Origin of the sequence: Streptomyces erythrochromogenes (assembly GCF_036170895.1) — a bacterium.
Classification (GTDB): Bacteria; Actinomycetota; Actinomycetes; order Streptomycetales; family Streptomycetaceae; genus Streptomyces; species Streptomyces erythrochromogenes.
Genome location: NZ_CP108036.1, coordinates 7,364,342 through 7,379,587 on the forward strand (window position 1 = coordinate 7,364,342; position 15,246 = coordinate 7,379,587).

Annotated in this window: 13 protein-coding genes and 2 pseudogenes; 7 read left to right on the top strand and 8 right to left on the bottom strand. The window is 70.2% G+C overall.

Annotated elements, in window-relative coordinates; all coding sequences use genetic code 11:
* Positions 1 to 210 precede the first annotated feature (210 nt).
* From OHA91_RS33695 to OHA91_RS33715, 5 genes are all read left to right on the top strand, one after another.
* A complete protein-coding gene (locus OHA91_RS33695; protein WP_328740603.1) occupies positions 211 to 1,119 on the top strand; it encodes a universal stress protein in 909 nt (302 codons plus the stop codon).
* A complete protein-coding gene (locus OHA91_RS33700) occupies positions 1,116 to 1,979 on the top strand; it encodes a universal stress protein (RefSeq protein WP_328740604.1) in 864 nt (287 codons plus the stop codon). The genes OHA91_RS33695 and OHA91_RS33700 overlap by 4 nt, the downstream gene beginning before the upstream one ends.
* 7 nt (positions 1,980 to 1,986) lie before the next feature.
* Positions 1,987 to 4,560, top strand: coding sequence for a cation-translocating P-type ATPase (locus tag OHA91_RS33705; protein WP_328740605.1), 2,574 nt, complete (start codon positions 1,987 to 1,989; stop codon positions 4,558 to 4,560).
* Between the two features lie 2 nt (positions 4,561 to 4,562).
* Positions 4,563 to 4,841 (top strand): DUF1918 domain-containing protein, encoded by a 279-nt coding sequence (locus OHA91_RS33710; protein WP_276566754.1) that lies wholly within the window; start codon positions 4,563 to 4,565, stop codon positions 4,839 to 4,841.
* Positions 4,842 to 4,920: 79 nt separating this feature from the next.
* Positions 4,921 to 6,651 carry a sensor histidine kinase gene (locus tag OHA91_RS33715; RefSeq protein ID WP_266503901.1) on the top strand — a complete coding sequence of 577 codons (1,731 nt, stop codon included), beginning with the start codon at positions 4,921 to 4,923 and terminating at the stop codon, positions 6,649 to 6,651.
* Positions 6,652 to 6,666: 15 nt separating this feature from the next.
* Here OHA91_RS33715 and OHA91_RS33720 read toward each other — a convergent pair whose 3' ends face one another.
* The 4 genes from OHA91_RS33720 to OHA91_RS33735 all read right to left on the bottom strand — a co-directional run bounded on the left by OHA91_RS33720 (position 6,667) and on the right by OHA91_RS33735 (position 8,774).
* Positions 6,667 to 7,365 (bottom strand): response regulator transcription factor, encoded by a 699-nt coding sequence (locus OHA91_RS33720; protein WP_328740606.1) that lies wholly within the window; start codon positions 7,363 to 7,365, stop codon positions 6,667 to 6,669.
* A gap of 92 nt (positions 7,366 to 7,457) precedes the next feature.
* Positions 7,458 to 8,096 carry a CBS domain-containing protein gene (locus OHA91_RS33725; protein WP_328740607.1) on the bottom strand — a complete coding sequence of 213 codons (639 nt, stop codon included), beginning with the start codon at positions 8,094 to 8,096 and terminating at the stop codon, positions 7,458 to 7,460.
* Complete coding sequence (locus tag OHA91_RS33730; RefSeq protein ID WP_328740608.1) at positions 8,068 to 8,421, bottom strand: cyclic nucleotide-binding domain-containing protein; 354 nt, start codon at positions 8,419 to 8,421, stop codon at positions 8,068 to 8,070. Before OHA91_RS33730 ends, OHA91_RS33725 begins: the two co-directional genes overlap by 29 nt.
* A gap of 206 nt (positions 8,422 to 8,627) precedes the next feature.
* Positions 8,628 to 8,774: a hypothetical protein gene (locus OHA91_RS33735; RefSeq protein WP_328740609.1), complete on the bottom strand. Its 147-nt coding sequence runs from the start codon at positions 8,772 to 8,774 to the stop codon at positions 8,628 to 8,630.
* Positions 8,775 to 8,856: 82 nt separating this feature from the next.
* Between OHA91_RS33735 and OHA91_RS33740 the strand changes: the two genes are divergently transcribed.
* On the top strand, positions 8,857 to 9,327 hold the full coding sequence (locus OHA91_RS33740) for a pyridoxamine 5'-phosphate oxidase family protein (protein WP_266503912.1): 471 nt from the start codon (positions 8,857 to 8,859) through the stop codon (positions 9,325 to 9,327).
* A 165-nt stretch (positions 9,328 to 9,492) separates the two neighbouring features.
* Positions 9,493 to 9,879 (top strand): annotated as a pseudogene (locus OHA91_RS39925) (SulP family inorganic anion transporter); the annotation flags it as partial.
* Positions 9,880 to 10,104: 225 nt separating this feature from the next.
* Here OHA91_RS39925 and OHA91_RS33750 read toward each other — a convergent pair.
* From OHA91_RS33750 to kdpA, 4 genes and pseudogenes are all read right to left on the bottom strand, one after another.
* A pseudogene (locus OHA91_RS33750) lies at positions 10,105 to 10,624 on the bottom strand (response regulator transcription factor); the annotation flags it as partial.
* 130 nt (positions 10,625 to 10,754) lie between these two features.
* A complete protein-coding gene (locus OHA91_RS33755) occupies positions 10,755 to 11,471 on the bottom strand; it encodes a potassium-transporting ATPase subunit C (RefSeq protein ID WP_031157021.1) in 717 nt (238 codons plus the stop codon).
* A 6-nt stretch (positions 11,472 to 11,477) separates the two neighbouring features.
* Positions 11,478 to 13,583, bottom strand: coding sequence for a potassium-transporting ATPase subunit KdpB (gene kdpB, locus OHA91_RS33760; protein ID WP_328740610.1), 2,106 nt, complete (start codon positions 13,581 to 13,583; stop codon positions 11,478 to 11,480).
* On the bottom strand, positions 13,580 to 15,244 hold the full coding sequence (kdpA, locus tag OHA91_RS33765) for a potassium-transporting ATPase subunit KdpA (protein ID WP_328740611.1): 1,665 nt from the start codon (positions 15,242 to 15,244) through the stop codon (positions 13,580 to 13,582). Before kdpA ends, kdpB begins: the two co-directional genes overlap by 4 nt.
* Positions 15,245 to 15,246 lie beyond the last annotated feature (2 nt).

The following is a 15,246-nucleotide window of genomic DNA, read 5'->3' on the forward strand; positions in this document are numbered from 1 at the left end:
CGGTTCGGGTGTGCCTCCCACCATCCGCCGGTGACCGCTGGTGAGCGAGGGCCGAACGGTCCCGTCCAGGGGCCCGTAGGGGTCCGGGGTGCCGGGCCGCGACGGTGGGGACCTTTGGTCCCGCCTGGGGTTCCGGGCGGCCCTCTTCCCAGGGCGTCGACGGTGCCAGGGTGAGGGGTGTCCCTCATCGGCTCTCGGTTGGGAGGAATCGTGGAAAGCACATTCCGCACTCCGGACACCAGCTCGGTCGTCGTCGGCGTGGACGGCTCGGAGTCGGCGCGCGCCGCGGCCCTGTGGGCGGCCAAGGAAGCTGTGCGCCGCGGCCGTCCGCTGCACATCGTCTACGCCTCCGACACCGACGGCAGGGCCTTGTACCTGTCGGCGGAGACCATCGAAGGGGTACGCGTCAACGGACGGGCGCTCCTGGACGACACGGCGAAGGCTGTGTCGGCCGAGTACCCCGGCCTGAACGTGACCACCGAATTCAGCCGCGCGGGCGCCGTCGACAGCCTGCACCGGGCCGGCGGGCTGAACGGCACGGTCGTGGTGGGCAACCGCGGCCTGGGCGGGTTCAACTCCCTCATGCTCGGCTCGGTCGGACTGGACACCGCGGCCATCGCCATGACGCCCGTCATCGTCGTCCGAGGCATCGACGGGGCCGAGGAGACCGGCACCGTCCTCGCGGCGATCCGCGATGAGCACGACCTCCTGATCGCCCGGTACGCCGCCAAGGAGGCGGAGCTGCACAAGGCCTCGCTGCGGCTGCTGCACGTGTGGAACGTGCTCCAGTCCGTCGGTGAGGTGGTCAGCATGCTCGACGGCGTCGACGAGATCGCGGGCGGGCACGCGGAGACCCTGCGGGCCGTCTCGGACGTGGTCCGCGGCGAGTTCCCCGACCTGGACGTGCAGGCCGATGTGGAGAAGAGCGTCTCCGTGGCCGGCGTCCTGGTCGAGGCGTCCCGTCACGCAGACCTGCTCGTCATGGGCGGCCGCCGTGTTCCAGGGCCCCTCGGGCTCGCCCCCAACCTGGGGAAGGCCACGCACAGCCTGCTGCACCACTCCCACTGCCCCGTCCTCCTCATCCCCCGGACCGGAAGCGACTTCGGGAGCCGGTCATGACCAGCCGCCAGGCAGGACCCCATGACATCGTCGTGGGCATAGACCCGGTCCGGGACTGGCACCTTGCCCTGGCCTGGGCCGCCGGCGAGGCACAACGGCGCCGGCTCCCGCTGTGCCTGGTGCTCGCGGTACCGCCCCAGCACGACACCCATCACGTCGATGACACCCCCGGCCAGACGGCCCTGCAGCAGGCCGGATCCGACCGACTCGAACAGGCGTGCAACTGGGTACGTGACCGCCACCCCGAGGTGAGTGTCACCGGTGATCTGCTCGGCGGCTTCCCCGCCCCCGTCCTGGGTCGTGCGGCGCGGGACGCCCGCATGATCGTCCTCGGCTCCCGGCACCTGAGCCGCACCGCCGAGTTCTTCAGTGCCGGCTCGCTCGTGGTCCCCGTCACCGCCCAGGCCGATTGCCCGGTCGTCGTCGTGGGCGACGCCGAGCACATCAGCCAGCAGCCGCCCTGCGTCGTCGCGGGTATCGACGGCAGCGCGTCCGCCACTGCCGCGCTGGCCTTCGCCTTCGACGAGGCCGACCTTCGGGGGGCTGCGCTGCGGGTCGTCTGCGTGTGGCAGCCGCCGCTCATCATGCTGGACGACGAGGAGGTGGCGCTGCAGGCCCAGCGCACCTTGCTCTCCGAGGCCACCGCCGGCCTGTCGGAGAAGTACCCGGACGTCCACGTGACGCACGAGGTCCTCACCGGCCACCCGGTCGAGGAACTGGCCCGGGCCGCCGAGCACGCGCTGGCCGTCGTCGTGGGCCGCCGCGGCCGCGGTGGATACACCGGCATGAGGATCGGATCCGTGGTCCATGGCCTGCTGCACCGTGCACACTGCCCGGTGATCACCGTCCCCACCGGATGAGCCCGCCATGACCAGCCGCACGATCGACATGCCTGTCGGCTCCCCGGCCCCGACGGGGCTGACGCAGGCCGAGGCCGAACGCCGACTGGCCCGGTACGGCCGCAACGAGGTGGAACCGCCGCGAGCCACACCCCTCCACCGTCGGGTGCTGGCACAGCTGCGTGATCCGCTGATCATGGTGCTCCTCGGTGCCGCACTTCTGACCATCGCAATCGGTGACCACCCGGACGCCGTCGTCATCGGGCTGGTGGTCGTCTTCAACACGACCGTGGGAGTTGCCCAGGAGGTCCGGGCGGACCGGGCGGTCGCCGCGCTCTCCGCTCTCTCGGCCCCGCACGCCCGGGTACGGCGCGACGGCGCCGCACACGAGGTGCCGGCAGCGCTCGTGGTGCCCGGTGACAGCCTGCTGCTGGGCGAGGGGGACATCGTCGCCGCTGATGCCGATCTCACCGAGGCGTCGGCTCTCCTGATGGACGAGTCCATGCTCACCGGCGAATCGGAACCCGTCGCGAAAACTGCCGGTGACACAGTCAGCGCCGGCACCGTCGTGGTGCGCGGTCGGGGTACCGCCACCGCCACGGCCACAGGAACCGCCAGTGCCCTCGGCCGGATCGCAGCGCTCCTCGACGGGGAACACGGGCCGACCCCGCTCCAGCGCCGCCTCGCCTCCCTCGGCCGCGTTCTGGCCGCCGTCACCCTCGCCCTGTGCGTGCTCGTCTTCGCCCTGGGTCTCGTACGCGGCCTCGGCGTGAGCACGATGGCGGTCACCGCCATCAGCCTGGCCGTCGCCGCGGTGCCCGAGTCCCTGCCCGCCGTGGTCACCCTCGCCCTCGCCCTCGGCGCCCGCCGCATGGCGGCCCGGGGCGCCCTGGTCCGACGCCTGCCGGCGGTCGAGACGCTGGGCTCGGTGAGTGTGCTGGCCACGGACAAGACCGGCACCCTCACCGAGGGCCGCATGGTCGTCCAGCACGTGTGGACGCCGTCCGGAGCCGCGGACGTGTCCGGCAGCGGATACGAACCCCACGGAGCCCTGACCCGTTCCGGACGCTCCCTGACGCCCGAGCAGCTCCGCCCGCTGCAGGAGCTCCTCACCACGGCAGCCCTGTGCAACGACGCGAGCCTGAAACCGCCCCAGAGCGGTTCCGACGTATGGACGGCCGTGGGCGATCCCATGGAGGCCGCACTGCTGGCAGCCGCTGCCAAGGCCGGCTGCCCCGGCCCTGCCGAGCTGCACCGGGACTGCCCCCGGATCGGAGAGGCCCCCTTCGACAGCCTGCGCAAACGGATGACCACCCTCCACCACCTGCCGGACGGTAACGTCCTGGTCTGCCTCAAGGGGGCGCCGGAGGCCGTCCTGGCTCCCGTGGTGCTCGCCGAGCCGCCCGAAGTCCTGGACCAGGCCCGCCAACAGGCCGCCGAGTTGGCCTCGCACGGATTCAGGGTCCTCGCGGTGGCGGGAACCGAACGGCTCCAGTGGCACCCGCCTGCGGCCGAGACGGAACACGGACTGAGTCTTCTCGGCCTGATCGCCATCAGCGATCCGCCGAAAGCGGCAGCTGCCGCCACCTTGGCAGCCTGCCGCGCCGCCAGCATCACACCGGTCCTGATCACCGGCGACCACCCCGCCACCGCCCACGCCATCGCCGTACGCATCGGACTCGTCGAGGAGGGTTCAGCCGATACGGTCGTCACCGGACCCGAGCTGGCCGCAGCGCCGGACACCGACCTGACCGCGGTCCGCGTCTTTGCCCGGACCGATCCACAGCAGAAGCTGGACATCGTCCACGCCTGGCGTGCCCGCGGCGCCGTGACCGCCATGACCGGGGACGGCGTCAACGACGGCCCCGCCCTCCGCCAGGCCGACATCGGCGTCGCCATGGGCGCCCGCGGCACGGAGGTGGCCCGCCAGGCGGCCGACCTCGTCCTCACGGACGACGAGCTCTCCACCGTGGTCACGGCCGTCGAGGAAGGCCGCCGCGTCTACGACAACATCCGGCGCTTCCTCGTCTACGCCATGGCCGGCGGAGCCGCCGAGATCCTCGTGATGCTGGCAGGTCCCCTGCTCGGCCTGGCCCTGCCGCTGCGGGCGGGGCAGATCCTGTGGATCAACCTCCTCACCCACGGCCTGACCGGCGTGGCCATGGGCGCCGAGCCGGCCGCACCTGAGGCGATGCGGCGCCCGCCCCGGCCGCCGGGACAGCACATCCTGGCCGCAGGCGTGTGGCAACGCCTCCTCATCCTGGCCGCAGCCGTGACGGCGTACAGCCTGATCGCCGGCATCGGCGCGCGTGGCATGGGCCTGCCCTGGCAGAGCGTGCTCTTCCTGTCTCTGCTCGCGGCCCAGCTGGGCGTGGCCCTGGGGTTGAGGGCCCGGTTGTTCACCAGCCAGAACCTCTTCCTCCCGGCCTCCGCAGCGACCTCCGCCCTCCTGGCGATGGCTGCCCTGCACGTTCCCGCTCTGCAGTCGCTGCTGGACACCCAGCCGGTCGGCTGGGCCGGCGCAGGGCTGGCCACCGCGGCAGCCCTCGCGTCATTCATCACCGCCCGGCTCCTGCGCAGCGCATTCCACAGAAAGGCATGACCATGAACGCATCTTCACCTGCGGACGGGCACGGGATCCACGCCGAGGTGGGCGACCAGATCGTCGTCGGCGGCTTCACCGTCGGAAAGCCCGGCCGTGACGGCGAAGTCATCGCCCTGCACCATGAGGACGGCACCCCGCCGTACGACGTGCGCTGGTCCGACACCGGTCGTACCAGCCTGTTCTTCCCCGGCCCGGACGCCCACGTCCGGCACCTGCACGACGAAGCCGGCACGCCGCGGCACGAGGAGAGGCCGAGCGGCGCAACGGCCTCCCACTGAGTGGGAAGGCCAGGCTCTCCGGCCGGGGATACCGTGGACGTGATGGCCCTCTCGCCATCACTTCCGGCCGGAGGCGGGCATGAGCACAGGGGAACAGCCCACCGGAAGCGGTGTTCCCCGACTGCGGCTCGACGAACTGCTGGACGAGCTGCAGGTGCGGATCGACGAGGTCAGGGGCACGCGCGACCGGCTGAACGGTCTGCTCGAGGCCGTCATGTCCGTGGGCCGGGAACTCGACCTGCCGCAGGTGTTGCGCGGCATCGTCGAGGCCGCCGTGGTTCTCGTGGACGCCGAATACGGGGCCCTCGGAGTCATCGGAAACGACAGGAAACTGGCCGAGTTCCTTCCCGTCGGCATCAGCGACGACCTCCGCGCACGGATCGGAGACCTGCCCTCCGGCCACGGCATCCTCGGCGAGCTGATCCGCCATCCCGAACCACTGCGGCTGTCGGAGCTGTCCGAGCACCCTGCCTCGTACGGGTTCCCGGACCACCACCCGCCGATGCACTCCTTCCTGGGTGTGCCGATCCGGGTCCGCGAGGACGTCTTCGGCAACCTCTATCTGACCGAGAAGCGCGGTGGTGCTGAGTTCGACGCCGAGGACGAGGCGGTCCTGTCCACCCTCGCCGTCGCGGCCGGCATCGCCATCGAGAACGCCAGGCTCTTCGAGGAGGTCCGGCTGCGCGAGCGCTGGCTGGAGGCCAGCTCCGACATCACCAGCGCCCTGCTCTCGGGAGCGGCCGAGGGCGAGGTCCTCGAGGGCATGCTGGAGCGGGCCAAGGACATCACCGGCGCCGACATGGGCGTCTTCTACCTGCTCGGCTCCGCCGGTGAACTGCGAGGCTCCCTCGCGCTCGGGGAGGGAGCCGAGGCGCACCGCGGGATCGTCCTGCCCAGCACCCGGGGCACTCTCGCCGAGGCCGCGCTGGCCGGCAACGGCCTCATCACGGTTCCCGACGTGGCGGCCGACGAGCGCGTCACTGTGCAACCCGAGCGGTGGACGGGCTTCGGCCCGGCCGTGGCCGTCACCGTTGGCACCAAGGAAAGGCTCAGCGGCGTCCTGATGCTTGCCCGGCGACACGGTCGCCCCGCCTTCGCCACCACGGAGGTCGCCGCGCTTCCGGGGTTCGCGGGCCAGGCCGCCCTCGCGTTGGAGCTTGCCGACCGGCGCCGCGACACCGAGCAGATGAGCCTGCTGGAGGACCACGACCGCATCGCCCGCGACCTGCACGATCTGGCCATCCAGCGCCTCTTCGCCACCGGCATGACCCTCCAGAGCGCCCAGCGCTTCGTCGACCACCCCCAGGCGTCCGAACGCCTCGCACGTGCCGTGGACGACCTCGACGCCACCATCAAGATCATCCGATCGACGATCTTCGGACTCCGCGACCACGAAGTCCCCGGTCAGGTGTCCAAACTGCGCTCCCGCCTGGTCCAGGCCATGGACGAGGCCGCTGCAGCCCTCGGCTTCGCGCCGGCCCTCAGGATGGAGGGGCTGATCGACACCGACGTACCGTCGGCCGTCGCGGACGAGGCCCTCGCCGTAGTGGGGGAAGCTCTCACCAACGTCGCCCGCCATGCCGAGGCCACGCAGGCAGAGGTCTCGATCTCCGCGGCCGCCGGAACCCTGACCATCACCGTGGCCGACAACGGCGTCGGCCTGCCCGAGGGCGGTCGGCGCGGCGGACTGCGGAACCTGGCAGAGCGTGCCAAAAGGCTGGGCGGCCGGATGGACGTCGCAGCGCGGGGCGACGGTGAGCCGGGCACTCGCCTGCAGTGGAAGGTGCCCCTGGTCCCGCCCCCGCAGTGACCGTCGCCGACGTTCCTACTGCTTTGCGGTCCCGACGTCGTGCTCGTGTACATGGGCGGCGATCACGGCAGCCTGGACCCGCCGCTCCACGCCGAGCTTTCCCAGCAGCCGTGAGATGTGGTTCTTGACCGTCTTTTCGGACAGGTAGAGCCGCTTCGCGATCTGCCGGTTGGTGAGGCCCTCACCGATGAGCTCCAACACTGCCCGCTCGCGTTCTGACAGAGCCGCCAGCCGGGCGTCTTCCGGTTCCTGGGCGGCCTCGGGGTCCCGCAGGGAGTGCATCAGACGGGCGGTGGTGGCCGGGTCCAGCATCGACTGGCCTGTCGCCACCGTCCTGACGGCGGAGACCAGGTCGGAACCCTTGATCTGCTTCAGTACGTACCCGGCGGCACCCGCCATGATCGCGTCCAGCAGCGCGTCCTCGTCATCGAAGGACGTCAGCATCAGACAGGCCAGGCCGGGCATGCGAGAGCGCAACTCGCGGCATACAGTGACGCCGTCGCTGTCGGGCAGCCGTACGTCGAGCACGGCCACGTCCGGGCGCAGCGCCGGCCCGCGGGCCAGTGCCTGTTCGGCCGTGCCCGCCTCGCCCACGACGGTGATGTCCGGCTCGGCGTCCAGGAGGTCACGCAGCCCGCGCCGGACCACCTCGTGGTCGTCCAGGAGGAACACCTTGATCGGCGCCTCGGCGGATGCCTTCGGATCATCGGACATGATCGCCCCTGGTTCGGTCCCCATGACGCTTTCCATCCGCATTGTCTCAGGAAGGTGCGCAACGCACCCCGTGGCCGTGAAGGCACTAGGCACTAGGCAGCGACGGCGCCGTTCAGCTCCATCCGGACGTCCACGACACCCTCGACCGCGCGGATCGCCCGTGCGAGCAGGGGGACCAGGGCCCGGTCCCGCAGCGGGCCGCGCAGAGTGACGACGCCGTCCTGTACGGCGAAGTCCACGTTCACGCCGGGTGTCAGCTCGGCGAGCACGCTCTGGCGGATCTCCTCCTCGAGCTCCTCGTCGGGCCGCAGGAACACCTTGAGGAGGTCGCTGCGGCTGACCACACCCTCCAGCATGCCGAGCGCGTTCACCACGGGCAGGCGCTTGACGTGCTTGCGCGCCATGATCCGGGCGGCTTCGGCAACGGGCGCGTCGGGATGCACGGTGATCGCCGGGCTCGACATGAGCTCCTCGGCCAGCACCCCGGCGGCCTTCGACGCCTCCTCCAGCTGACCGGGCAGAGAGGGATCCGTCCGCCGGAACTCTTCCTTCGGCAGCAGGTCCGCCTCGGAGACGACACCGACGACCCGTCCCTCGCCTTCCAGGACGGGAACCGCGCTGACCTTCCACTGGTGCATCAGCTCGACGATCTCCTTGTAGGACGCTTCGCGGCCGATGGCGACAGCCGTGTGCGTCATGACATCACTGACGGTGTAGCGGGATGCGGGCATGACCGGCTCCTTCGCCGTGCGGACGATCAGAGGAAGCTGCCGCTGCCGTAGGGCGCGTACAGATCGATAAGGCGCCCGCGGGCGGCCTGCAGCCGACCAGTTGGCCGGCGCCGAGGCTCTCGATGACGGCGGCGCGCCGCCCGGGCACATGGACGTCCAAGGTCACGGTGCCGGACCGGACGATCCAGAACCGGTCGGCGTGGCCACCTTCGCGGAAGAGATGCGTCCCTTCGTCGAAGTTGACCTCTTGGGCCAGTTCCACCAGACGAGAACGGCAGTCGGCGGGGAGCGCCTCGGAGACACGCGTGGGTGAATGGGTACTCATGGACGGCCTCCTGTTCGAGTCCGTCTTCAGTCTTGACGTTCCCGCCGTTCCCGGGCATGGGCCCTGTGGCCCCGACTGTGGGCCGACCGGCCCATGCCCGGGGTTGGTGCAGCCGGAGATCCTGGCAGCAGATGGCCGGCACGCGGCCGTCGACCCCGTCCACCCGGTAGGTGCGCGATGTACTGGAATTCTCGTGGTCCGCGCCCTCAGGCGAGACGGTGCGGACGGGCGCACAGCACCCGCGCCGCACCCAGCCTCAGACAAGGGCCGAGAGGCTTCTCGCGGAACGATTCGCCGGAGGCGAGATCGACGACGAGGAGTACGGTCGGCGGCTCGCGGTGCAGCGAAGCCATGCCCCTGGGCCCACGCCCCTTTGAGAAGCCGACAGCGGACAAGGGCGCCAGCGTCCCGCCCGCTTGACCAAGGATGCACACGATGAAGAGCGACCCGGCCGTTACGACCCCCAGCTCGCCTGCCGTCAGCATGCCCGGACGACAGATGGAAGAGCTCAGCGCGGACGAGGCGCTGCAGTTGCTGGGCACCGTCGAACTGGGCCGGATCGTGTTCACCCGTCACGCGCTGCCCGCCGTGCGTCCGGTCAACCACCTTCTCGACGCGGGCGACATCATCGTCCAGGTCCAGGACGGCTCGACGCTGGCAGCCGTGCTCGCAGCCCAGGGCGATGCGGGGGTGGTCGTCGCGTACGAAGCCGACGCCATCGATCAAGGCGAACGCCTGGGGTGGAGCGTGGTCGCCACCGGCTACGCCACCGTCGTCACCGCCCCCAGCGAGATCGAACGCTACGCGCATCACCTGCAGCCCTGGGTCCAGGGCACTGCGTCGGACGCGATCCGGATCAGGCCCGACATCGTCACCGGCTTCCGTCTGCGGGAGAGCAGCACGTAGCGGTCGGCTCACTCGCGCGCTTCACCTCATTGCAGCCCTCCGACCGGCACGATGTGACCACAGCCGGTTGGAGTCCCGGAGGCGCCATGCCGAAGCACGGACGGCGCACTGCGATCCCTCCCGCCTTCCGTGGCTACCGGCGACCTGCGCCGGCCCACGACCGTAATGGCCGCGGGCTGCCTGCTCCTGCTGTTCACCCTGCCCCTGCTGTGGCGGGCTCTGCCCGGACCACTCGTTGTCCTCGTTCTCGCCACGGCGGTGGTGGCGGTCTTCGCGCCGGACGAGCAACAGGGAATCGACGTCATCGGCGCGGTCCCGACCGGCTTGCCGGGTTTCGCCCTGCCCGGGCTGACTGACCTCGCCGACCTGGTCCTGCCGGCTCTCGGCGTTCTGCTGGTCGGCTACACCGACGTCGTCCTGACCGCACGCGCGTTCGCCCGGCACGACGACCCACACCCCCTGGACGCCAACCGCGAGCTGTCGGCCCTCGGCACGGCAAATATCGGCGCCGGAGTCCTGCACGGCTTCCCGGTCAGCAGGAGCGCCAGCCGCACCGCCCTCGCGGACTCCTCGGGCGCCCGCACAGAGGCGTACTCCCTCGTTGGCGCGGCTGCGTGGCCGCCGTCCTGCTCTTCCTGCGCCCGCTGCTGGCCCACACGCCGCCCTCGGCGCGATTGTCGTCTACGCCGCCCTACGCCCGATCGAGGTGGGCGAGTTCCGCAGGCTGGCAGCCGTCCGTCGCCGCGAGTTCCTGCTCGCCCTGGGCTGCGGTCTCGGACGACCGGGGTGGGTGATCAGGATCTTCACCAGGTGCCATTCGGTCGGGGTGAGCCGTACGCTGCGCTCGCCCCGCCACACCTTCCTCGCGACCAGGTCGATGGTGAATTTCGTCGGGCGTGACGACGGAGACCTCGGTCGCCTGCGAGGCCGCCGGGGCTTCCTGTCTACGGGCGGCCACCCGGAGGCGGGCCAGGAGTTCGTCCGTGCTGAACGGTTTCGTCACGTAGTCGTCGGCGCCGGCGTCCAGGGCCCGGATCTTGTTCTCGGAGGTGTGGCGCGCGGAGAGGACCAGGATGGGGATCTCGCTCCAGCCGCGGACGCCCTTGATGACGTCGATGCCGTCCATGTCGGGCAGGCCGAGGTCCAGCACGATGACGTCCGGCTTGCGCGCCGCCGCGAGCCACAGGGCCGCGCTGCCGTCGCCGGCCTCCTCGACCTCGAACCTGCGCGCCTGGAGGTTGATCCTCAGCGCGCGGACGAGCTGGGGATCATCCTCCACCACCAGCACCCGGGTCATCGGTGTGCGGCCTTTCCTTCGGTACGGGCACGGTGGGAGCCGACGGGGGCGTTGCTCTCCCCCCACCCCCCTGCCGAGGCCGGGGGGATCGGCACGCCCCGCAGGCTCCCGGTGCGTGCGTTGTGGCGCATCAGCTCTTGGAGAGCGCCTTCAGGGCGATGTTGAGTTCGAGGACGTTGACGCGCGGTTCGCCCATGAAGCCGAGGGTGCGGCCCTGGGTGTTGTCCTCCACCAGCTTCTCCACCTGGGCGACGGCGAGGCCGTTCTGCTCGGCGACCCGGTGGACCTGGAGCTTGGCGTACTCGGGGGAGATGTTCGGGTCGAGGCCGGAGCCGGAGGAGGTGACGGCGTCTGCGGGGACGTCCTCGGGCTTGACCCGGTGGCCCGCGGTGGAGTTGTCGGCGATGACGGCTTCCTTGGCGGCGACGACCCGGGCGCAGAGGGTGCCCTCCTCAGCGTTCTTGGTGCAGACACCGTTCACCGCGCCGTTGTCGGCGGACCGGTTGGTGGCGCCGGAGAGGATCAGCGAGTACCGGGTGTTGGCGCTGTTGCTGCCCAGGCCGTTGGAGGGGCGCGGCTGGAACCACTTCAGGTCCGGCCGGGCCGCCTCCTCGGCGTCATTCGGATCGTTCTTCGGGAGGGTGTACGTCTGCCCGATGAGGGAGGAGCCGACGACGGTGCCGCTCTTGTCCTTGATCTCGGAGCCGTTGGCCTTGTCGTTGAACAGGGCCTGGGCGATCCCGGTGACGGCGAGCGGGTAGAGCACACCGCAGATCACCGTGAGGACCAGCAGGGCCCGCAGGCCCGCGCCGATCAGGCGCGCCGTGTTGCCTACAGAGTTGTTCATCGCAGATCAACCGATTCCGGGGATGAGGGAGATGAGGACGTCGATGAGCTTGATGCCGATGAAAGGGGCGATGAGACCACCCACGCCGTACAGGCCGAGGTTGCGGCGGAGCATCTTGTCGGCGCTGGTGGGCCGGTACCGAACGCCCTTGAGGGCGAGCGGTACGAGGGCGATGATGATCAGCGCGTTGAAGATGACGGCGGACAGGATGGCCGACTCGGGGGAGGACAGGCCCATGATGTTGAGCTTGTCCAGGCCCGGGTAGACCACGGTGAACATGGCCGGGATGATCGCGAAGTACTTCGCGACGTCGTTGGCGATGGAGAAGGTGGTCAGGGCTCCGCGGGTGATGAGGAGCTGCTTGCCGATCTCGACGATCTCGATGAGCTTGGTCGGGTTGGAGTCGAGGTCCACCATGTTCCCGGCCTCCTTGGCGGCCGAGGTGCCCGTGTTCATCGCCACGCCGACGTCGGCCTGCGCCAGGGCCGGTGCGTCGTTCGTACCGTCGCCGGTCATCGCGACCAGCTTGCCCCCGGCCTGTTCGCGCTTGATGAGGGCCATCTTGTCCTCGGGGGTGGCTTCCGCGAGGAAGTCGTCCACGCCCGCTTCTTCGGCGATGGCCTTGGCGGTGAGCGGGTTGTCGCCCGTGATCATGATCGTCTTGATGCCCATGCGGCGCAGTTCGTAGAACCGCTCGCGCATGCCCTCCTTGACGACGTCCTTGAGGTGGATGACGCCCAGGACGCGGGCGCCCCGACCGTCCTTGACGGCGACGAGGAGCGGCGTGCCACCGGCTTCCGAGATCCTGTTGGCGAGATCGTCGGCGTCGTCGGAGACCTGACCGCCCTGTTCCCGCACCCAGGTGATGACCGAGCCGGCGGCGCCCTTGCGGGTCTGCTTGCCGTCCACGTCGACCCCCGACATACGGGTCTGCGCGGTGAAGGCGATCCACTCGGCCTGGGCCAGTTCGCCCTGGTGGCGTTCGCGCAGCCCGTACTTCTCCTTCGCGAGGACCACGATGGAGCGGCCCTCGGGGGTCTCGTCCGCGAGGGACGACAGCTGGGCTGCGTCGGCGAGTTCGGCCTCCGTGGTGCCCTTGACCGGGACGAATTCAGAGGCCTGGCGGTTGCCGAGGGTGATGGTGCCGGTCTTGTCGAGCAGCAGGGTCGAGACGTCGCCGGCGGCTTCCACGGCACGACCGCTCATCGCGAGGACGTTGCGCTGGACGAGCCGGTCCATGCCCGCGATGCCGATGGCGGAGAGCAGCGCGCCGATCGTGGTCGGGATCAGGCAGACCAGCAGGGCCGTCAGCACGATCATCGACTGCTCGGCGCCCGCGTAGATCGCGAACGGCTGGAGCGTGACGACCGCGAGCAGGAAGACGATCGTGAGGGACGCGAGGAGGATGTTCAGTGCGATCTCGTTGGGCGTCTTCTGCCGGGCCGCGCCCTCGACGAGGGCGATCATGCGGTCGATGAACGTTTCGCCGGGCTTGGTCGTGATCTTGATGACGATCCGGTCGGAGAGGACCTTCGTGCCGCCGGTGACGGCCGAGCGGTCGCCGCCGGATTCGCGGATGACGGGCGCGGACTCGCCGGTGATGGCCGACTCGTCGACGGACGCGACGCCTTCCACGACGTCACCGTCGCCGGGGATGACGTCGCCGGCCTCGCAGACGACCAGATCGCCTATACGCAGCTCGCCTCCCGGGACCTGCTCCTCGCTCCTGCCATCACCGGTCAGGCGGCGGGCGACGGAGTCGGTTTTGGCCTTGCGCAGGGTGTCGGCCTGGGCCTTGCCGCGGCCCTCGGCGACGGCTTCGGCGAGGTTCGCGAAGATCGTGGTCAGCCACAGCCAGGCGGTGATGGCCCAGCCGAACCAGTCCGTCGGGTCTTTGATCGCCAGGACGGTCGTGACCACCGAGCCGATCAGGACCACGAACATGACCGGGGACTTGACCATGATGCGGGGGTCGAGCTTGCGGACCGCGTCGGGGAGGGACTTCAGCAGCTGCTCGGGGTCGAAGAGGCCGCCACCGACGCGGCCGGCGTCCGGCTTGTGGCCGGTGGGCACGTCCTGGTGCGGAGCCCTCGTGGGGGTGATGGTGCTCATGCTGCGAGCCCTTCGGCGAGCGGACCCAGCGCCAGCGCCGGGAAGTAGGTGAGTCCGGCGATGATGAGGATGGTGCCGACGAGCAGGCCCGCGTAGAGCGGCTTGTCGGTGCGCAGGGTGCCCGCCGTCTCGGGGACGGGCTTCTGCTCGGCCAGCGAACCGGCCAGCGCGAGGACGAACACCATCGGCAGGAAGCGGCCGAGCAGCATGGCGATGCCGATGGTGCTGTTGAACCACTGGGTGTCGGCGTTCAGGCCGGCGAAGGCCGAGCCGTTGTTGTTGGCGCCGGAGGTGTAGGCGTAGAGGATCTCGGAGAAGCTGTGCGCCCCGCTGTTCGTCATGGAGTTGGCCGGGGTGGGCAGGGCCATGGCGGCCGCGGTGAAGCACAGCACCAGGGCGGGGGTGATGAGGATGTAGCAGGCCGCGAGCTTGATCTCGCGGGTGCCGATCTTCTTGCCCAGGTACTCCGGGGTGCGGCCGACCATCAGGCCGGCGATGAACACGGCGATGATCGCCATGATCAGCATGCCGTAGAGGCCGGAGCCGACACCGCCGGGCGCGATCTCGCCGAGCTGCATGCCCAGCATGGTGATGCCGCCGCCGAAGCCGGTGTAGGAGGAGTGGAAGGAGTTGACCGCGCCCGTGGACGTCAGGGTGGTGGCCACCGCGAAGATCGAGGAGCCGCCGATGCCGAAGCGGGTCTCCTTGCCCTCCATCGCCCCGCCGGCGACGTCGAAGGCCGGGCCGGGGTGCGCGAACTCCGTCCACATCATCAGCGCGGTGAAGCCGAGCCAGATGATGCCCATGGTGGCGAGGATCGCGTAGCCCTGCTTGACCGAGCCGACCATCTTGCCGAAGGTGCGGGTCATCGCGAAGGGGATGACCAGGATCAGGAAGATCTCGAACAGGTTCGAGAAGGGGGTGGGGTTCTCGAAGGGGTGGGCCGAGTTGGCGTTGAAGTAGCCGCCACCGTTGGTGCCGAGTTCCTTGATGACCTCCTGGGAGGCGACCGCCCCGCCGTTCCACTGCTGGGTTCCGCCCGTGAACTGGCCGACCTCGTGGATCCCGGCGAAGTTCTGGATGACGCCGCAGGCGACCAGGACGATCGCGCCGATCACGGCGATCGGCAGCAGGATGCGGACGGTGCCGCGGACCAGGTCGGCCCAGAAGTTGCCCAGCTCACCCGTACGCGAACGGGAGAAGCCCCGTACGAGGGCCACGGCGACGGCCATGCCGACGGCCGCGGAGACGAAGTTCTGCACCGCCAGGCCGCCGGTCTGCACGACGTGGCCCATGGCCTGCTCGCCGTAGTACGACTGCCAGTTCGTGTTGGCGACGAAGGACGCGGCGGTGTTGAAGGCCTGGTCGGGGTCGATGGAGACGAAACCGAGCGAGCCGGGCAGGCTGCCCTGCAGGCGCTGCAGCAGGTAGAGGAAGAGGACGCTGACGGCGGAGAAGGCGAGGACGGCACGCAGGTAGGCGGGCCAGCGCATCTCGGCCGACGGGTTGGCGCCGATGGCCTTGTAGATCCACTTCTCCGGGCGGTAGTGCTTCTCGGAGGAGTAGACGCGGGCCATGTAGTCGCCCAGGGGACGATAGGCCAGCGCGAGCGCGGCGATCAGCGCGAGCAACTGGAGCACGCCAGCGGTTACGGGGCTCATAT

Coding starts and splice junctions, on each gene's coding strand:
- OHA91_RS33705 (WP_328740605.1), top strand. CDS start 1,987: ATGACCAGCCGCACGATCGACATGCCTGTCGGCTCCCCGGCCCCGACG.
- kdpB (WP_328740610.1), bottom strand. CDS start 13,583: ATGAGCACCATCACCCCCACGAGGGCTCCGCACCAGGACGTGCCCACC.
- OHA91_RS33725 (WP_328740607.1), bottom strand. CDS start 8,096: ATGCCCGCATCCCGCTACACCGTCAGTGATGTCATGACGCACACGGCT.
- OHA91_RS33735 (WP_328740609.1), bottom strand. CDS start 8,774: ATGGCTTCGCTGCACCGCGAGCCGCCGACCGTACTCCTCGTCGTCGAT.
- OHA91_RS33740 (WP_266503912.1), top strand. CDS start 8,857: ATGAAGAGCGACCCGGCCGTTACGACCCCCAGCTCGCCTGCCGTCAGC.
- OHA91_RS33700 (WP_328740604.1), top strand. CDS start 1,116: ATGACCAGCCGCCAGGCAGGACCCCATGACATCGTCGTGGGCATAGAC.
- OHA91_RS33710 (WP_276566754.1), top strand. CDS start 4,563: ATGAACGCATCTTCACCTGCGGACGGGCACGGGATCCACGCCGAGGTG.
- OHA91_RS33755 (WP_031157021.1), bottom strand. CDS start 11,471: ATGAACAACTCTGTAGGCAACACGGCGCGCCTGATCGGCGCGGGCCTG.
- OHA91_RS33730 (WP_328740608.1), bottom strand. CDS start 8,421: ATGAGTACCCATTCACCCACGCGTGTCTCCGAGGCGCTCCCCGCCGAC.
- kdpA (WP_328740611.1), bottom strand. CDS start 15,244: ATGAGCCCCGTAACCGCTGGCGTGCTCCAGTTGCTCGCGCTGATCGCC.
- OHA91_RS33720 (WP_328740606.1), bottom strand. CDS start 7,365: ATGTCCGATGATCCGAAGGCATCCGCCGAGGCGCCGATCAAGGTGTTC.
- OHA91_RS33715 (WP_266503901.1), top strand. CDS start 4,921: ATGAGCACAGGGGAACAGCCCACCGGAAGCGGTGTTCCCCGACTGCGG.